This is a genomic window from Candidatus Planktophila lacus (assembly GCF_002288385.1).
Taxonomy (GTDB): domain Bacteria; phylum Actinomycetota; class Actinomycetes; order Nanopelagicales; family Nanopelagicaceae; genus Planktophila; species Planktophila lacus_D.
The window spans coordinates 1,163,834-1,180,618 of record NZ_CP016783.1 but is presented as its reverse complement, the minus strand read 5'-3'; the positions used below and the strand labels follow the sequence as shown (position 1 = coordinate 1,180,618).

The following is a 16,785-nucleotide window of genomic DNA, read 5'->3' as shown; positions in this document are numbered from 1 at the left end:
CGACCAACGCTGCACCTGCGATAACTAATGAAAGCTATCCAGATAACGAAATTTGGCGGACCAGAAGTACTCGAACTCGTTGAACTGGCTGATCCCACACCAGGTGAAAACGAAGAGTTAATAGATGTCTCTTGTATCGGAATCAACTATGCCGATACCCACCAAACTGAGAACTCATATCTTTCCAAGCAAGAGCTGCCGTTAATTCCTGGCCTAGAAGTTGTTGGCAAGACCCAAACTGGTCGCCGCGTTCTAGCAAGTGTTAGCACCGGGGGATATGCGCAGAAAGCTCTGGCACATAAAGCGATGTGCGTTGATATTCCAGAAAGTGTTTCTGATGCGCAAGCTGTTGCAATGCTTGTTCAGGGAACAACTGCTTGGCATATCTTGAAAACCATGGCGCATGTGCAACCAGGTGAAACCGTTGTTGTTCAAGCTGCAGCCGGTGGCGTTGGTTCTCTGGCAATTCAATTAGCCAAGATTTGGGGCGCAAAAGTTATTGCAGTTACATCAACAGCGGAAAAGAATGAACTTGCTAAATCATTGGGCGCAGATGAAGTTGTTGATGCGAATGCCAGTGATCTGGCGGCCGCGATGATGGCGGCAAATGGTGGAAAGAAAGTAGATATCGTCTTAGAAATGGTTGGTGGAAAAACTTTCGATGCCAGCCTTGAAGTACTTGCACCTTTTGGTCGATTGATTACCTACGGAATGGCATCGCGGACTGCGCCAACTCCAATTCATCCGGGTGCGTTAATGGGTGGAACAAAAACTGTTGCAGGCTTCTGGTTGGCACATTGCTTTGGAAAGAAAGAGTTGCTCGGCGATGTTCTGATTGAGCTATTTGCTTTGATTTCATCTGGCGCGCTAAAGCCTGTTATCGGTGCAACTTATGGATTATCTGAGGCAAAAGCGGCTCATCAAGCGATGCTGGCGCGGGCTACAACCGGCAAAGTCACGCTTGATCCTGCTCGCTAATTTTTAACTTTCCCCGCACCTGTCGTACACTCACACCTCTACCTATTGCCCCCCTAGCTCAGTCGGTAGAGCGTTTCCATGGTAAGGAAAAGGTCACCGGTTCGATTCCGGTGGGGGGCTCGAAAGTGCACAACCCTTGGCGGGGTAGCTCAGCTTGGTAGAGCAAGCGGCTCATAATCGCTGTGTCGTGGGTTCAAATCCCGCCTCCGCTACTAGTTTGACCAGCAGTTGGCAGTTAAATAAGCGTGAATTTCGCGCAACGAGATCGCTCAGGTAACCTAAGCGCCTCGTAACAAGCAGGTACCAAAACGGTACTAACCGATAGAAGGAGCAAGACCATGGCAAGCAAGAGCGCGGACGTTCGTCCAAAGATCACCATGGCATGCGTTGACTGCAAAGAGCGCAACTACATTACAAAGAAGAACCGCCGCAACGATCCAGACCGTATGGAACTCAAGAAGTTCTGTCCACGTTGCAAGTCTTCAACTCTTCACCGCGAAACTCGCTAATGCTCGCACCCGATTCTGTCGGGCGCACCTTCGCTGGTGCTGATTCAATCTCTATTTCGCAATCAGAAATCGATGCCTTCGCTGCCGTAATTGGCGAGACTGATACATCCATTGCACCCCCAACATTTACGATCCGCATCTCATTGGATCAATTTCAAAACATTCTCACCCAACCTGAAATTGGTTTGGATTGGTCGCGCCTTGTCCATGGCGATCAAAAGTTTGAAATTTTCGCCCAAGTTAAGGCAGGGGATTCACTTAGTTGCTCAGCAACAATTGAAAGCTATCGCGTAGCTGCCGGAAACGAGATCGTTAGCGTGCGTTCAGATCTTCATCGCGGCTCTGAATTAGTTGTCTCCTCTTGGTCAACTTTGGTGGTGCGCGCATGACAACAAAGATTGAAGTCGGTTTCGCAATTCCAGAGCGAGTTGTCCTGATCGATCGCCAGATGCTCAAGGCCTATGCCGATGCATCAGGTGATCAAAACCCAATTCACCAGAGCGAAGAAGTTGCAGTCTCTGTGGGACTTCCAAATGTAATTGCCCACGGAATGTTGACTATGGCCCTCGTTGGTAAATATGTCACCGATTGGTCTGGCGGCACAGCCAGCGTTAAAGAATTCGGCGCTCGCTTTATTAAGCCAGTGATCGTGCCTGCTGGTGAAAAAGTGGATTTAACAATCAATGGCACCGTTACCGAAGTTTCTGGTGATCAGATCAAAGTAGATCTCGTTGCTACATCCGCTGGAATCAAAGTGCTGGGCATGGCCAAGGCTGTTGTAATTAAGAAATGACAGCGAAGAGTAAAGAAGAGTTAGCGCAAGAAAGACTCGATGCGCGCGCAGCCAAGGATTTTGCAAAGGCTGATCAACTACGCGATCAAATAGCCGCACTCGGCTTTGAAGTAATCGATGTTGCTGGTGGCTTTGAATTCCGCGTCAAAGAACGCTTTCCAACTTTTGCATCTACGCGCGACCTACGCCCAATCAAGATAACTGGCGATATTGCAATTGCCATGATCGTTGATGGATTTGCAGCAGATGCAGCCGAAACTGTGCGCACCATAAAGGCTCATACAAATACGCCAGTTATCGCTTTAGTAATTGGCGATCCGGCAGAACTTGTCGATGAGATAGATACACAATTTCAATTGATTGCGATTACCGAAAACTTTGGCTGGGGCGAGAACGCCAACGCGCTACTTAAAAACATCTCTTCCAAATACCTAGTGGTCATGGATCCATCAACGAGATTTATCGGCGATGCTATGGCTCCGGTCCTTGCCGAGTTAAGCAAGGGCGAATACAGCGCAGTTGGTTGGCGCGGAGGACTTGTTAATACTGAAGATGAATGGCGAAGTGTGGACGACAAAGGCGCTGGCGAAGTCGATGTCTTATTTAGTTACTTCTTAGCGATTAACTGTCTGGATGCCACAAATGCCGGCGGATTTAACAACCGCGCAATTTATTATCGCAACGCAGATATCGAATTTTCGTTGCGCTTGCGCCATGCCAATGGTCGATTGCTGCAGATAGACCTACCCCTAGAACAAGCGCGCCATCATGGTTATTACGATGCTGATGAAGAATTCCGTGAAGTTCAATCAAAGAAGAACTACGACCGTATCCTCGAGCGCTTTAGAGGCAAGAGCGCAATCTTGTCTCCACGCAGGTAAACTAACTCAATGGCCGAACTCCGTAATTACACCAGCTTGCGCGTAGGCGGCCCCGCAAAGAACTTTGTCGATGCCCACAATGAATCTGAAATTATCGCGGCGATCGAAGCTGCAGGAGATACCCCAGTCTTAATCATCGGCGGCGGTACCAATATCTTGGTTGCCGATAGCGGTTTTGACGGAACAGTAATTCGAATTACTAATCACGCGCTGAAGTCAGAGGTCGATGCATGTAGCGGTGCAACGCTGGCAATCGGTGCCGGCGAAAACTGGGATAAATTCGTTCAAATCAGTATTGAAAGAGGTTTCGCAGGGCTAGAAACTCTTAGCGGAATTCCCGGAACAGTTGGCGCTGCTCCTATTCAAAACATCGGCGCATATGGCCATGAAGTAAGTGAATTCATTACACAGGTTCGTACTTACGATCGCCAAGCAAAGGCGATTAAGACTTTTACGAACCAAGAATGTGAATTTTCCTATCGCAATTCTTACTTTAAATCTCATCCGGGTCGCTACGTTGTAATCGAAGTGCAATTCCAACTTCGAATCGGTGTTGAAACAACACCAATTACTTATGCAGAACTTGCAACTAAATTAGAGATCGCAGTTGGCGAAAAGGCCCCAGTAGCAGCAACGCGTAAAGCAGTCCTTGAACTTCGTGCAGCAAAAGGCATGTTGTTAAACCCAAGCGATCGCGATTCTTGGTCAGCTGGTTCTTTCTTTACAAACCCGATCGTTACCGCCGAAGTTGCGGCAACTTTGCCAGAGGGTGCTCCTCGTTGGCCGCAAGCCGATGGACGGATTAAAACTAGCGCTGCTTGGCTCATTGAAAACTCTGGAATTAAAAAAGGAGATGCTTTTGGGGGAGCGCGAGTATCAACTAAACACGTCCTTGCACTAACAAATGCAGCGAATGCAACCGCGCAAGATATTGCATCCCTTGCAAAGAGCGCTCAGCAGCATGTTCAGGATAAGTTCGGAATCACCTTAGAGCCTGAAGTAAATCTGATCGGGCTTAACCTTCAGTAATTAACTTCTTGATGCGGCCGATACCTTCGACGATATCTTCATCGCTAGTTGCATATGAGAAACGCAAGTAACCAGATGGACCAAAGGCTTCACCTGGAACAGCGGCAACTTCAACTTCTTCCAAGATAAGCGTTGCAAGTTCTGCAGAAGTTTTTGGAGTTTTACCGCGGATAGTTGTTCCGAGTACGCCCTTAACCGATGGATAAACATAGAAAGCACCTGTTGGTGTTGGGCAGACAAATCCTGGAATCTCATTGAGAAGTCCAACAATTAACTTGCGTCGACGGTTAAATGCCTCGCCCATCTTATGAACAGCAGATAAATCTCCGGTGAGAGCTGCAATCGCGGCGCGCTGTGAAACGTTAGAAACATTTGAAGTTAGATGTGACTGCAAGTTAGTTGCCGCCTTGATTACATCCTTTGGCCCGATCATCCAGCCCACACGCCAACCAGTCATCGCGTAAGTCTTAGCAACACCGTTGATGATGATACAAGTATCGGCAAGTGCTGGAACCAGAACCGGAAGAGATGGCGCTGTTGCACCGTCATATAAAAGGTGTTCGTAAATCTCATCTGCAATGATCCAGATGTTGTTTTTGACTGCCCATTCGCCGATCGCCTTAACCTGCTCGACAGAGTAAACCGAACCCGTTGGGTTAGATGGAGAACAGAACAGCAGCGCCTTGGTCTTTGGTGTGCGGGCTGCTTCTAATTGTTCAACAGTTACTAAATAATTCTGCGTTTCATCGGCAAAAATTTCGACTGTCTTTCCACCAGCAAGTTGCACACACTCTGGATAGGTTGTCCAAAATGGTGATGGAAGAAGAACTTCATCGCCTGGATCGATAATCGATGCAAATGCTTGGTAGACCGCTTGCTTTCCACCATTAGTTACAAGTACTTGATCCGCTGTAATTTCATAATTTGAATCGCGCTTTGTCTTTGTGACAATTGCTTCGCGAAGTTCAGGAAGACCAGCTGCAGGTGTGTAGCGATGATTTGCAACAACGCGCGTTGCAGCAGCAGCTGCCTCAACGATGTAATCAGGCGTTGGAAAATCAGGTTCACCTGCTCCGAAACCAATAACTGGACGGCCTGCTGCCTTTAGCGCTTTGGCCTTTGCATCTACCGCCAAAGTGGCTGATTCTGCGATTGCGGCAATACGTGCGGAAACTCTGCTCATAGGCGAAGTCTGCCCTATGCGCGGGCAGAATTGAGCGCGAGTTTTACCTACCCCCCTTTGACCCTCTACACTTCGACGCTCACGAGGATTTGCAATTCCCTAGGGTTTTGTCATGCCCTCGCGAAGGGCAGTAGCTCAATTGGCTAGAGTTGCCGTCTCCAAAGCGGCCGGTTGGGGGTTCGAGTCCCTCCTGCCCTGCAAGAAGTTGTAAAAGATTAGTAATAAATATGTAAAAGTTTTACGAAGTATTTACCGATTGATTTACCGATTGAAAGGAACGACGATGACAGAGTCAACAGAACAAGTTGCCGAGAAGCTCGGTCTATTTGCGCGCGTTGGCCTTTTCTATCGCCAAGTCGTTTCCGAACTTACCAAGGTTGTTTGGCCAACACGTAAGCAACTGAGCACATACACAGCCGTTGTTTTGGTATTCGTAACTTTCATCATCGCAGTCGTTTCTATCTTTGACTTGGTAATCACCAAGCTTGTCTTCTGGGTATTTGGGTAAGGAACACAATGACCGAGAACCAGACACCTGATGCTTTCGAAGCAGCGCTTGCGGCTAATGCCGACGAGATCGTTGCTGAGGTTGCTACACCAGAAATCGTTGAGGAAGTAGTTCTCACCGACGCACCTGTTGATGATCTAGCGCTCGCTAGCGATGAAGATGGCGATCTCGAATCAGACGAAAATGATCCAAATGCAGAATTCCGTCGCACCCTTCGCGCAGCGATCGGCGATTGGTACGTAATCCACTCATACGCAGGTTACGAGAAGAAGGTTCGCGATAACCTCAACAACCGCAAAGTTTCACTTCACATGGAAGATTTCATCTTCCAGATCGAAGTTCCTGAAGAAGAAGTTATGGAAATCAAGAACGGCCAGCGCAAGCAGGTTAAGCGCAATATCTACCCAGGCTATGTTCTTGTCCGCATGGAGCTAACTGACGAGTCTTGGTCTGCAGTTCGCAATACACCAGGCGTTACAGGCTTCGTCGGAAACGCACATCACCCAAGTCCACTAAGCATGGATGATGTTGAAAAAATTCTTGCTCCACGCCCTGTTAAGAAATCTGACAAGGCCGATATCCGCGTCGTTGATTTCGAAGTTGGCGAATCAGTCACCGTTATGGATGGCCCATTTGCAACGCTTCCAGCGTCAATCTCCGAGATCATGCCTGAGCAAGCAAAACTCAAGGTTCTTGTTTCAATCTTCGGACGCGAAACACCAGTAGAACTTTCATTCGCACAAGTACAGAAAATTTAATTACCGGAAAACTAGAAAAGGAATAAAAAAATGGCACCAAAGAAGAAGGCAACCGGATTCATCAAGTTGCAGATCCAAGCTGGCGCAGCAACACCTGCACCACCAGTAGGTCCTGCCCTTGGTCAGCATGGTGTCAACATCATGGAGTTCGTGAAGGCTTACAACGCTGCCACTGAATCTCAAAAGGGTCAGATCATTCCGGTAGAGATCACTGTCTACGAAGATCGCTCATTTACATTTATCACTAAGACTCCACCAGCATCACGTCTTATCTTGAAGGCTGCCGGAGTTGAAAAGGGATCACCAGTTCCACACAAGACCAAGGTTGCGAATATCACCATGGCTCAGGTTCAGGAGATCGCAAAGGTAAAGATGGCTGACCTCAATGCAAATGACATTGATGCAGCAAGCAAGATCATCGCCGGTACTGCTCGCTCAATGGGTATCACTGTCGGATAACTAAATTTCTACTTCTCACCGTGAGAAGTAGATGTGGGAGAACCTCGCTGGTTCGTTAACCACAACCACTAGCTAAGTCGAAAGACTTAGGAATGAGGAAGAAATGAAGCGCTCAAAGAAATATACAGCGGCAGCAGAGAAGGTTAAGAAAGACCACCTTTACACACCGCTTGAGGCAGTAACACTTGCCAAAGAGACAACAACTACTAAGTACGACTCAACTGTTGAAGTTGCACTCGTTCTTGGCGTAGATCCAAAGAAGGCCGATCAAGCAATTCGCGGAACAGTTAACTTGCCACACGGCACAGGAAAGACTGCTCGCGTTCTTGTTTTCGCAAACGGAGAGCGCGCTGACGAAGCTCGCGCAGCCGGTGCAGATATCGTCGGTGGCGATGAACTCATTGAAGAAGTTTCAAAGGGTCGCTTGGACTTCGATGCAGTTGTTGCAACACCAGATTTGATGGGTAAGGTCGGTCGTCTCGGTAAAGTTCTTGGAACTCGCGGACTTATGCCTAACCCAAAGACTGGAACAGTTACAACCGATGTAACAAAGGCAGTTAATGACATCAAGGGCGGAAAGATCGAATTCCGTATTGATAAGAACTCAAACCTTCACTTCATCATCGGTAAGTCATCATTTACTGCAGCACAGCTTGCAGATAACTATGCAGCAGCTCTCGATGAAGTTCACCGCGCAAAGCCAAACTCATCAAAGGGTCGCTACATTGCGAAGGCAGTTGTTTCAACAACTATGGGACCTGGAATCCAAGTAGATCCAAACCTAGTTCGCGAACCATCAGCTAACTAATCTCTTTAGGAAAAATCCGGCCCCGGCGGGCTTGGGACTTGCTCGTTAAAGTCCCTTCGCTCCACCGGGAGCCGGATTTTTTGCGCTCGGATTTGACCCCGCTTTACGCAAACCCTTAAAGTTCTGCCATAACCAAAGACCGCAGGTCTGGTTCGTAAGAACCAGATAATTGAGAAATCAGCCCGCGTAGGTGTTCACATTAATCCGTGCGCATTTACGCGTCACGGATTTTTTCTTTTATTGACCAAAGTCGTAATGTAAAAGGAAAGGTGAACCGAATGGCTCGCCCAGTAAAAGAAGCAGCAGTTGCTGAACTGACTGAAGATTTCAAGTCAGCTAATGCAACCTACCTAACCGAATACCGCGGTCTAACCGTGACTTCGATGAAGGAATTGCGTCGCAGCCTTGGTTCAGATACCAAGTACAGCGTCGTTAAGAACACCCTTACAAAGATTGCAGCTAAGAACGCCGGCGTAGATATCTCTGATGATCTACTTGTTGGTCCTTCAGCACTTGCTTTCATCAAGGGAGATCCAATTGATGCAGCTCGTAATCTAAAGAACTTCCAGAAGGAGAACCCACTACTTGTTGTTAAGGGTGGAATCTACGAAGGCAAGTTCGTTACAACTGCAGAAATCATGCAGCTTGCTGATCTTGAGTCCCGTGAGGTTCTCTTGGCAAAGCTTGCTGGTGCAATGAAGGGATCGCTTGCTAAGGCAGCGCGTATCTTCGATGCACTTCGCATCAAGATGGAAGCTGGTGCACCAGTTGCAGCAGCACCAGCAGCTGTGGTTGAAACCCCAGCAGCTCCGGCAGTTGAAGAGGCAGCACCAGCTGCTGAAGCAGTTGCAGAAGTAACAGAAGAAGTTGTCGCTGAAGTTGCTGCAGAAGCAACAGATGCAGCAGAAACTCCAGCGGAATAAAGAAAAGGAAAATATAAAATGGCAAAGCTCTCATCAGCAGATCTAATGGCTCAGTTCAAGGAAATGACACTTGTCGAACTTTCAGAGTTCGTTAAGGCATTCGAAACTGAATTCGATGTAACAGCAGCAGCACCAGTTGCAGCTGCAGCAGCAGGCGGCGCAGCAGCAGGCGGCGCAGCAGATGCTGGTCAAGATGAATTCACAGTTATCCTCGAAGATGCAGGCTCACAGAAGATTGCAGTGATCAAGGAAGTTCGTAACCTCAATTCAAGCCTTGGCTTGAAGGAGGCAAAGGACCTAGTTGATGCAACTCCAGCAACACTTCTTGAGAAGGCAAACAAGGAGACAGCAGAGAAGGCAAAGGCGGCTCTCGAAGCAGCTGGCGCAAAGGTCACACTCAAATAAGTTCAGCGTAAAAGAGCCCGGTCCCCTCGTGGGGCCGGGCTTTTTTCTTCCACAATCGCCTGACAAAGGGGAGGGTTTGGGGGTATAAGAGGCCGGTTGGACAGGCTGAGGGGGTGAGCGTTACTCTTGCCCTTCGCATAAATCTTCTATGGTCAGGGCATATAGCGGCTGAGACCTAATAGTTGTGCGTTCTCGCACTTTGTGAATCAACATTGTTAAAAAAACAATGTTGTAAGTGAACATTGTCTGGAAGGACATCTCTTGGCCGCGAAAAAGAATTCTGTAGCTCCGCAACGTATTTCATTCGCCAAGATCCGCGAACCCCTAGAAGTTCCAAACCTATTAGCGCTCCAAGTTGAGAGCGTTGACTGGCTATTGGGCAACGACTTGTGGCGTTCACGTCTTGCGCAATCAACAAATACAAATCGTGGAGAACTTCCATCAAAATCAGGTTTAGAAGAAATCTTCGAAGAAATTTCACCAATCGAAGATTTCCAGGGCACTATGTCGCTCTCATTCCGCGATCACCGCTTCGAGCCACCTAAGTATTCAATCGAAGATTGCAAAGAACGCGATATGACTTACTCGCAGCCACTCTTCGTGACTGCTGAATTCACCAACAATGAAACCGGTGAAATTAAGTCACAGACTGTCTTCATGGGTGACTTCCCTGTAATGACAAAGCGCGGAACATTCGTAATTAACGGAACCGAGCGCGTTGTTGTTTCACAGCTCGTACGTTCACCAGGTGTTTACTTCGAACGCACAATCGAAAAGACATCAGATAAAGATGTATTCACTTCAAAGATCATCCCAAGCCGCGGCGCTTGGCTTGAATTCGAAGTTGATAAGAAAGATCTCGTTGGTGTTCGCATCGACCGCAAGCGTAAGCAATCTGTAACTGTCTTCTTGAAGGCACTCGGTTGGACTGAAGAACAAATTCTTGAAGAGTTTGGTGACTTCGAATCAATGCGTGCAACTCTTGAAAAAGATACAGTCAAGACACAAGATGAAGCGCTGCTAGATATCTACCGCAAGCTTCGTCCGGGCGAGCCACCAACTAAGGAAGCTGCTCAAAACCTTATCGAGAACCTCTATTTCAATGTAAAGCGCTATGACTTGGCCAAGGTCGGTCGCTTTAAGGTAAATAAGAAGCTCGGTCTTGATCAAGAACTTTCACAGAGCATTCTTACAATCTCTGACATCGTTGCAACGCTTCGCTACCTCGTAGCGCTACACCGCGGCGATCTAACAATGGATTACGGCCGCGAAGTTCGCGTAGAAAAGGACGATATCGATCACTTCGGTAACCGTCGTCTTCGCACAGTTGGTGAGCTAATTCAGAACCAAGTTCGCATCGGTCTATCTCGTATGGAACGTGTAGTTCGCGAACGTATGACAACTCAAGATGTAGAAGCAATTACTCCACAGACTCTGATCAACATCCGTCCGGTTGTTGCATCAATCAAGGAGTTCTTCGGAACATCTCAATTGTCACAGTTCATGGATCAGACAAACCCACTTTCAGGTCTTACACACAAGCGTCGTCTTTCAGCGCTCGGACCTGGTGGTTTATCTCGTGACCGCGCAGGCTTCGAAGTTCGCGACGTTCACCCATCTCACTACGGACGTATGTGCCCAATCGAAACTCCTGAAGGACCAAACATTGGTCTTATCGGTTCGCTTGCAACTTACGGTCGCGTAACTGCTTTCGGATTTATCGAAACTCCTTACCGCAAGGTTGTAAAGGGTCGCGTTACAGATCAGGTTGATTACCTAACTGCAGATGAAGAAGATGAACACATCATCGCGCAGGCAAACGCACCACTTACAGATGACAACCACTTTGCAGAAGCGCGCGTACTCGTACGTCGTCGTGGTGGCGAAGTTGAATACATCATCGGTGATGAAGTTGATTACATGGACGTTTCACCACGCCAGATGGTTTCTGTTGCAACAGCAATGATTCCGTTCCTTGAGCACGACGATGCTAACCGCGCGTTGATGGGCTCAAACATGATGCGTCAGTCAGTTCCTTTGATGCGCGCAGAAGCGCCACTTATCGGTACTGGCATGGAATTCCGCGCTGCAGTAGATGCCGGTGATGTTGTTACAGCAACTCATTCAGGTGTTGTTACTGAAGTATCTGCCGATGAAGTAAAGGTCATGGGCGATGACGGTACTTACCAGACATACTCACTATCTAAGTTCTCACGCTCTAACCAAGGAACTTCATACAACCAGAAGGTTGTTGTCTCTGAAGGTCAGAAGCTTGAAGTTGGCTCAGTAATTGCAGATGGTCCATGTACCGAAAACGGTGAAATGGCTCTCGGTAAGAACTTGCTCGTGGCATTTATGTCATGGGAAGGCCACAACTACGAAGATGCGATCATTCTTTCGCAGCGTCTCGTACAAGATGATGTTCTTACATCAATCCACATTGAGGAATACGAAGTCGATGCTCGCGACACCAAGCTAGGTGCCGAAGAAATCACTCGCGATATCCCTAACGTTTCTGAAGAAGTACTTGCAGACCTCGACGAGCGCGGAATTATTCGCGTCGGCGCAGATGTCGTCCCTGGCGATATCTTGGTTGGAAAAGTAACTCCAAAGGGCGAAACTGAATTAACACCTGAAGAGCGTTTGCTTCGTGCAATCTTCGGAGAAAAGGCTCGCGAAGTTCGCGATACATCTCTTAAAGTTCCACACGGCGAGTCAGGAAAAGTTATCGGCGTAAAGATCTTCGAATCAGAAGAAGGCTTCGAGCTTGCAGCTGGCGTTAACCAATTGGTTCGCGTCTACGTTGCACAGAAGCGCAAGATTCAAGATGGTGACAAGCTTGCTGGTCGCCACGGTAACAAGGGTGTTATCTCCAAGATTCTTCCAGTTGAAGATATGCCATTCCTTGAAGATGGAACTCCAGTAGATGTAGTTCTTAACCCGCTCGGCGTTCCAGGTCGCATGAACGTCGGTCAGGTTCTTGAAATGCACCTCGGCTGGGTTGCAAAAACTGGTTGGGATCTCTCTGGCGTCGATGAAGCGTGGCAGAAGCACATGCGCGCAATCGGTGCAGAAAAGGGAACTCCTGGAACTAAGTTCGCAACACCTGTCTTCGACGGTGCACTTGAAGATGAAATCTCAGGTTTGCTATCAAGCACTCTTCCAAACCGCGATGGCCTTCAGCTAATCGGCCGAAGCGGAAAGGCTAAGTTATTTGATGGCCGTTCCGGTGAGCCATACCCAACACCAATCTCAGTTGGATACATGTACATCTTGAAACTCCACCACTTGGTTGATGACAAGATCCACGCACGTTCAACTGGTCCATACTCAATGATCACGCAGCAACCACTCGGTGGTAAGGCGCAATTCGGTGGTCAGCGATTTGGTGAAATGGAAGTTTGGGCACTTGAAGCCTATGGAGCTGCTTACACACTCCAAGAACTCCTCACAATTAAATCTGACGACGTTCTCGGACGCGTAAAGGTTTACGAAGCGATCGTTAAGGGCGAGAACATCCCTGAGCCAGGTATCCCTGAGTCATTCAAGGTACTTATCAAGGAAATGCAATCACTCTGCTTGAACGTCGAAGTTCTCTCTTCAGAAGGTGTCGCAATTGAAATGCGCGATAACGATGAAGAAATTTTCCGTGCCGCCGAAGAGTTAGGTATCAACTTGTCACGAGTTGAACCAAGCTCTGTAGAAGAAGTTTGAGAGAGGGATAAATAACTATGTTAGATGTCAACTTCTTTGATGAATTAAGAATCGGTCTCGCATCGGCTCAGAACATTCGTGATTGGTCATTTGGCGAAGTAAAGAAGCCAGAGACAATCAACTACCGCACACTCAAGCCAGAGAAGGACGGACTCTTCGACGAGAAGATTTTCGGACCAACTCGTGACTGGGAATGTTATTGCGGTAAGTACAAGCGCGTTCGATTTAAGGGAATCATCTGCGAGCGTTGCGGTGTTGAAGTAACACGCGCCAAGGTTCGTCGCGAACGCATGGGACACATCGAGCTTGCTGCTCCTGTAACCCACATCTGGTACTTCAAGGGCGTGCCTTCACGTCTTGGATACCTACTTGATCTTGCTCCAAAGGATCTTGAAAAGGTTATTTACTTCGCTGCATACATGATCACTGAAGTTGATGCAGAAGGCCGCGAAGAAGACATGCCACAGCTCGAGAAGAAGCTGGCTAGCGATCGTAAGAAGATCGAAACACGTCGCGACAATGATCTCGATGGCCGCCAGAAGAAGCTCGAATCTGATCTTGCTGAACTCGAAGCAGAAGATGCAAAGTCAGATGTAAAGCGCAAGGTTCGCGAATCTGCAGAGCGTGAGCTCAAGACACTTCGTGATCGCGCTGAACGCGAAATAACTCGCTTGGAAGATGTTTGGGCTCGCTTTAAGAACCTCAAGGTTCAAGATCTTGAAGGCGACGAGAACCTCTACCGCGAAATGCGCGATCGTTACGGAATCTACTTCAAGGGTGACATGGGAGCTGCTGCAATTAAGAAGCGCCTTGAAACTTTTGATCTTGAAGCTGAATACGCGATCCTCACCGACCTTTCTGAAAATGGAAAGGGTGCAAAGAAGACTCGCGCCATCAAGCGTCTCAAGGTCGTAAATGCATTTATGACAACAAGCAATCACCCAGCATCAATGGTGCTTGATTGCGTTCCGGTTATTCCGCCAGATCTACGCCCAATGGTGCAGCTCGACGGTGGACGCTTTGCTACTTCAGATCTAAACGATCTCTATCGCCGCGTTATCAACCGTAACAACCGTTTGAAGCGTCTTGCTGATCTCGGTGCTCCTGAAATTATAGTCAACAACGAAAAGCGTATGTTGCAAGAAGCAGTTGATGCTTTGTTCGACAACGGTCGTCGTGGTCGTCCAGTAACAGGCCCGGGTAACCGTGCGCTTAAGTCACTCTCTGACATGCTCAAGGGTAAGCAAGGTCGTTTCCGTCAGAACTTGCTCGGAAAGCGCGTTGATTACTCAGGTCGTTCAGTAATCGTTGTTGGTCCACAGTTGAAGTTGCACCAGTGTGGTCTGCCAAAGCAGATGGCGCTAGAACTCTTCAAACCATTCGTAATGAAGCGTCTTGTAGATCTCAACCACGCGCAGAATATTAAATCTGCAAAGCGTATGGTTGAGCGCGCACGTCCAGTTGTTTGGGATGTTCTTGAAGAAGTAATTGCAGAACACCCAGTGCTCCTAAACCGTGCTCCTACTCTTCACCGTCTAGGTATCCAAGCTTTCGAACCACAACTGGTTGAAGGTAAAGCAATTCAGATCCACCCACTCGTATGTACAGCATTTAACGCTGACTTCGACGGTGACCAGATGGCTGTGCACTTGCCGCTATCTGCTGAAGCGCAAGCAGAAGCTCGTATCTTGATGTTGTCTTCAAATAACATCTTGTCTCCTGCTAACGGTCGACCAATTACATCTCCTACACAGGACATGGTTCTTGGTTTGTACTACCTCACCATGGAACGCGAAGGCGAACTCGGCGAAGGCCGCGCATTCGGTTCTATCGCTGAAGCGATCATGGCTCATGATCAGCACTCAGTTTCATTGCAGGCAAAGATCAAGATCCGCATCACAAAGACAAGCGAAACAATTGAAACCACAATTGGTCGCGCACTCTTTAATGAAGCACTTCCTGCAGATTTCCCATATGTCGATGTTGATGTCACCAAGAAACAACTTGGTGGAATCGTTGACAAGTTGGCTGAGTTCTATCCAAAGGTCACAGTTGCTCAAACTCTTGATGCGCTGAAGTCACTTGGATTCCACTGGGCAACTCGCGCCGGCGCAACAATCGGTATCGAAGATGTTGTTACACCTCCTCGTAAGAAAGAGATCCTCGAAAGCTACGAAACACAGGCTGACAAGGTTCAATCTCAATACGAAAAGGGACTCATCACAGATGACGAGCGTCGCCAAGAGCTCATCGAAATTTGGACCAAGGCAACCGCTGAAGTTGGTAAAGAGATGGAAGAAAACTTCCCTCGCGTCAACCCAGTTTGGATGATGGTCTACTCAGGTGCTCGCGGAAATATGATGCAGATCCGTCAGATCGCAGGTATGCGTGGACTTGTAGCTAACCCAAAGGGTGAAATTATTCCTCGCCCAATTAAGGCTAACTTCCGTGAAGGTCTCTCAGTACTTGAGTACTTCATTTCAACGCACGGTGCACGTAAGGGTCTTGCAGATACAGCGCTTCGTACCGCTGACTCTGGTTACTTGACTCGTCGTCTCTGCGACGTTGCACAAGATGTAATCATTCGCGAAGAAGATTGCGGAACCGATCGTGGTCTCGTACTTCCAATCGCAACACGTCAGCAAGCTGGCAACCTTGTAAAGCACGATCACGTTGAAACATCTGTATACGGCCGCACATTGGCTGATGACATTGAAGTTAACGGAACCGTTCTTGCTAAGGCTGGTTCAGATCTTGGTGACCGCGTCATCGATGCACTAGTTGCTGCCGGTGTCGACGAAGTAAAAATCCGCTCAGTTCTAACTTGCGATAGCAAGGTCGGACAGTGCGCAGCTTGCTACGGTCGCTCACTTGCTGCAGGTCAACTCGTTGCAGTCGGCGAAGCAGTCGGAATTATCGCTGCACAGTCAATCGGTGAGCCTGGTACACAGCTAACAATGCGTACCTTCCACACTGGTGGCGTTGCAGGTGATGACATCACTCACGGTCTTCCACGTATCGTCGAGCTCTTCGAAGCACGTACACCTAAGGGTGTTGCGCCAATCGCAGAGACCGCCGGCGTTGTTTCATTCCGTGAAGATGCAAAGGGTAAGAAGATCGTCGTAACACCAGATGATGGTGGAGAAGAAGTTGCTTACCCAATCACACGTCGCCAGAAGCTACTTGTAGAAGAAGGTTCACGCGTTGAAGTTGGCCAGAAGATGGTCGTCGGCGCAATTGATCCAAAGCAGGTACTTCGTATTCTCGGACCTCGTGCAACACAAGTTCACTTGGTTAACGAAATCCAATCTGTTTATCGCTCACAGGGCGTAGGCATTCACGATAAGCACATCGAAGTAATCGTTCGCCAAATGCTCAAGCGCATCACAGTGCTTGAAGCAGGAGATGCGGATCTACTTCCTGGCGAACTCGTAGAACGCGGTCGCTTTGAAACCGAAAACCGTCGCGTAGTCACAACAGGTGGCAAGGCAGCCTCAGGTCGTCCAGAACTTATGGGTATCACCAAGGCATCACTAGCAACTGAGTCATGGCTATCAGCGGCTTCATTCCAGGAAACAACTCGCGTACTTACAGATGCTGCGCTTTCAGAGAAGAGCGATCCATTGCTCGGTCTGAAAGAAAACGTCATCATCGGTAAGTTGATTCCTGCTGGTACCGGCCTTGCTCGTTACCGCAATATCCGCGTTGAACCTACAGAAGCTGCAAAGGCTGCGGTCTACGCTGCATACGATGAGTACGACTTCACACCGTTCGATCAGGGTGGTTCAGGCGAAGCAGTTCGCTTGGATGAAGTCGAGATTCCTCGATAACACAAGC

Annotated in this window: 14 protein-coding genes, 3 tRNA genes and 1 pseudogene; 17 read left to right on the top strand and 1 reads right to left on the bottom strand. The window is 48.3% G+C overall.

Translation table 11 applies throughout. The features are described 5' to 3' along the window. Nucleotides 1-27: 27 nt before the first annotated feature. The 8 genes and pseudogenes from A1sIIB60_RS05995 (at nt 28) to A1sIIB60_RS05960 (ending at nt 4,190) form a co-directional block, all read left to right on the top strand. Nucleotides 28-978, top strand: a complete 951-nt coding sequence (locus A1sIIB60_RS05995) for a quinone oxidoreductase family protein (RefSeq protein WP_095689463.1) — start codon at nt 28-30, stop codon at nt 976-978. Nucleotides 979-1,025: 47 nt separating this feature from the next. After that, a tRNA-Thr gene (locus tag A1sIIB60_RS05990) sits at nt 1,026-1,098 on the top strand. 18 nt (nt 1,099-1,116) lie between these two features. Next, nucleotides 1,117-1,190 (top strand) — tRNA-Met (locus A1sIIB60_RS05985). 126 nt (nt 1,191-1,316) lie between these two features. After that, the gene (gene rpmG, locus A1sIIB60_RS05980; RefSeq protein ID WP_017955317.1) at nt 1,317-1,487 is read left to right on the top strand and encodes a 50S ribosomal protein L33; all 171 of its coding nucleotides are present in this window, start codon (nt 1,317-1,319) and stop codon (nt 1,485-1,487) included. Further along, a complete protein-coding gene (locus A1sIIB60_RS05975; RefSeq protein WP_095671554.1) occupies nt 1,487-1,876 on the top strand; it encodes an FAS1-like dehydratase domain-containing protein in 390 nt (129 codons plus the stop codon). The genes rpmG and A1sIIB60_RS05975 overlap by 1 nt, the downstream gene beginning before the upstream one ends. Then, nucleotides 1,873-2,280 carry a MaoC/PaaZ C-terminal domain-containing protein gene (locus A1sIIB60_RS05970; protein WP_095689462.1) on the top strand — a complete coding sequence of 136 codons (408 nt, stop codon included), beginning with the start codon at nt 1,873-1,875 and terminating at the stop codon, nt 2,278-2,280. Before A1sIIB60_RS05975 ends, A1sIIB60_RS05970 begins: the two co-directional genes overlap by 4 nt. A gap of 14 nt (nt 2,281-2,294) precedes the next feature. Beyond that, nucleotides 2,295-2,411 (top strand): annotated as a pseudogene (locus tag A1sIIB60_RS07380) (CysS/YqeB C-terminal domain-containing protein); the annotation flags it as partial. A gap of 759 nt (nt 2,412-3,170) precedes the next feature. Then, nucleotides 3,171-4,190: a UDP-N-acetylmuramate dehydrogenase gene (locus A1sIIB60_RS05960; protein WP_095689461.1), complete on the top strand. Its 1,020-nt coding sequence runs from the start codon at nt 3,171-3,173 to the stop codon at nt 4,188-4,190. Here the strand turns inward: A1sIIB60_RS05960 and A1sIIB60_RS05955 are convergent. Further along, nucleotides 4,177-5,373 (bottom strand): pyridoxal phosphate-dependent aminotransferase, encoded by a 1,197-nt coding sequence (locus tag A1sIIB60_RS05955; protein ID WP_095671551.1) that lies wholly within the window; start codon nt 5,371-5,373, stop codon nt 4,177-4,179. The two genes, A1sIIB60_RS05960 and A1sIIB60_RS05955, sit on opposite strands and share 14 nt — an antisense overlap. A gap of 124 nt (nt 5,374-5,497) precedes the next feature. Between A1sIIB60_RS05955 and A1sIIB60_RS05950 the strand changes: the two genes are divergently transcribed. The 9 genes from A1sIIB60_RS05950 (at nt 5,498) to A1sIIB60_RS05910 (ending at nt 16,778) form a co-directional block, all read left to right on the top strand. After that, nucleotides 5,498-5,571, top strand: a tRNA-Trp gene (locus tag A1sIIB60_RS05950). An 85-nt stretch (nt 5,572-5,656) separates the two neighbouring features. Then, entirely contained in the window at nt 5,657-5,881 is a 225-nt protein-coding gene (gene secE / locus A1sIIB60_RS05945) for a preprotein translocase subunit SecE (RefSeq protein ID WP_095671550.1), read from the top strand. 8 nt (nt 5,882-5,889) lie between these two features. Beyond that, a complete protein-coding gene (nusG, locus tag A1sIIB60_RS05940; RefSeq protein ID WP_095671549.1) occupies nt 5,890-6,639 on the top strand; it encodes a transcription termination/antitermination protein NusG in 750 nt (249 codons plus the stop codon). Between the two features lie 30 nt (nt 6,640-6,669). After that, complete coding sequence (gene rplK, locus A1sIIB60_RS05935; RefSeq protein WP_095671548.1) at nt 6,670-7,098, top strand: 50S ribosomal protein L11; 429 nt, start codon at nt 6,670-6,672, stop codon at nt 7,096-7,098. Nucleotides 7,099-7,201: 103 nt separating this feature from the next. After that, on the top strand, nt 7,202-7,906 hold the full coding sequence (rplA, locus tag A1sIIB60_RS05930; RefSeq protein ID WP_095671547.1) for a 50S ribosomal protein L1: 705 nt from the start codon (nt 7,202-7,204) through the stop codon (nt 7,904-7,906). A gap of 278 nt (nt 7,907-8,184) precedes the next feature. Then, on the top strand, nt 8,185-8,829 hold the full coding sequence (rplJ, locus tag A1sIIB60_RS05925; RefSeq protein WP_095689460.1) for a 50S ribosomal protein L10: 645 nt from the start codon (nt 8,185-8,187) through the stop codon (nt 8,827-8,829). Between the two features lie 18 nt (nt 8,830-8,847). Further along, nucleotides 8,848-9,234 (top strand): 50S ribosomal protein L7/L12, encoded by a 387-nt coding sequence (rplL, locus tag A1sIIB60_RS05920; RefSeq protein ID WP_095689459.1) that lies wholly within the window; start codon nt 8,848-8,850, stop codon nt 9,232-9,234. Nucleotides 9,235-9,495: 261 nt separating this feature from the next. Then, a complete protein-coding gene (gene rpoB, locus A1sIIB60_RS05915) occupies nt 9,496-12,948 on the top strand; it encodes a DNA-directed RNA polymerase subunit beta (RefSeq protein ID WP_223298671.1) in 3,453 nt (1,150 codons plus the stop codon). Between the two features lie 17 nt (nt 12,949-12,965). Continuing rightward, complete coding sequence (locus tag A1sIIB60_RS05910; RefSeq protein ID WP_095689458.1) at nt 12,966-16,778, top strand: DNA-directed RNA polymerase subunit beta'; 3,813 nt, start codon at nt 12,966-12,968, stop codon at nt 16,776-16,778. Nucleotides 16,779-16,785: the final 7 nt, after the last annotated feature.

Excerpts from the sequence above, each read along its gene's own strand:
- A1sIIB60_RS05970 (WP_095689462.1), top strand. The coding sequence starts at position 1,873 with ATGACAACAAAGATTGAAGTCGGTTTCGCAATTCCAGAGCGAGTTGTC.
- nusG (WP_095671549.1), top strand. The coding sequence starts at position 5,890 with ATGACCGAGAACCAGACACCTGATGCTTTCGAAGCAGCGCTTGCGGCT.
- A1sIIB60_RS05975 (WP_095671554.1), top strand. The coding sequence starts at position 1,487 with ATGCTCGCACCCGATTCTGTCGGGCGCACCTTCGCTGGTGCTGATTCA.
- rplJ (WP_095689460.1), top strand. The coding sequence starts at position 8,185 with ATGGCTCGCCCAGTAAAAGAAGCAGCAGTTGCTGAACTGACTGAAGAT.
- A1sIIB60_RS05995 (WP_095689463.1), top strand. The coding sequence starts at position 28 with ATGAAAGCTATCCAGATAACGAAATTTGGCGGACCAGAAGTACTCGAA.
- rplK (WP_095671548.1), top strand. The coding sequence starts at position 6,670 with ATGGCACCAAAGAAGAAGGCAACCGGATTCATCAAGTTGCAGATCCAA.
- A1sIIB60_RS05910 (WP_095689458.1), top strand. The coding sequence starts at position 12,966 with ATGTTAGATGTCAACTTCTTTGATGAATTAAGAATCGGTCTCGCATCG.
- secE (WP_095671550.1), top strand. The coding sequence starts at position 5,657 with ATGACAGAGTCAACAGAACAAGTTGCCGAGAAGCTCGGTCTATTTGCG.
- rpmG (WP_017955317.1), top strand. The coding sequence starts at position 1,317 with ATGGCAAGCAAGAGCGCGGACGTTCGTCCAAAGATCACCATGGCATGC.
- A1sIIB60_RS05955 (WP_095671551.1), bottom strand. The coding sequence starts at position 5,373 with ATGAGCAGAGTTTCCGCACGTATTGCCGCAATCGCAGAATCAGCCACT.
- A1sIIB60_RS05960 (WP_095689461.1), top strand. The coding sequence starts at position 3,171 with ATGGCCGAACTCCGTAATTACACCAGCTTGCGCGTAGGCGGCCCCGCA.
- rplL (WP_095689459.1), top strand. The coding sequence starts at position 8,848 with ATGGCAAAGCTCTCATCAGCAGATCTAATGGCTCAGTTCAAGGAAATG.
- rplA (WP_095671547.1), top strand. The coding sequence starts at position 7,202 with ATGAAGCGCTCAAAGAAATATACAGCGGCAGCAGAGAAGGTTAAGAAA.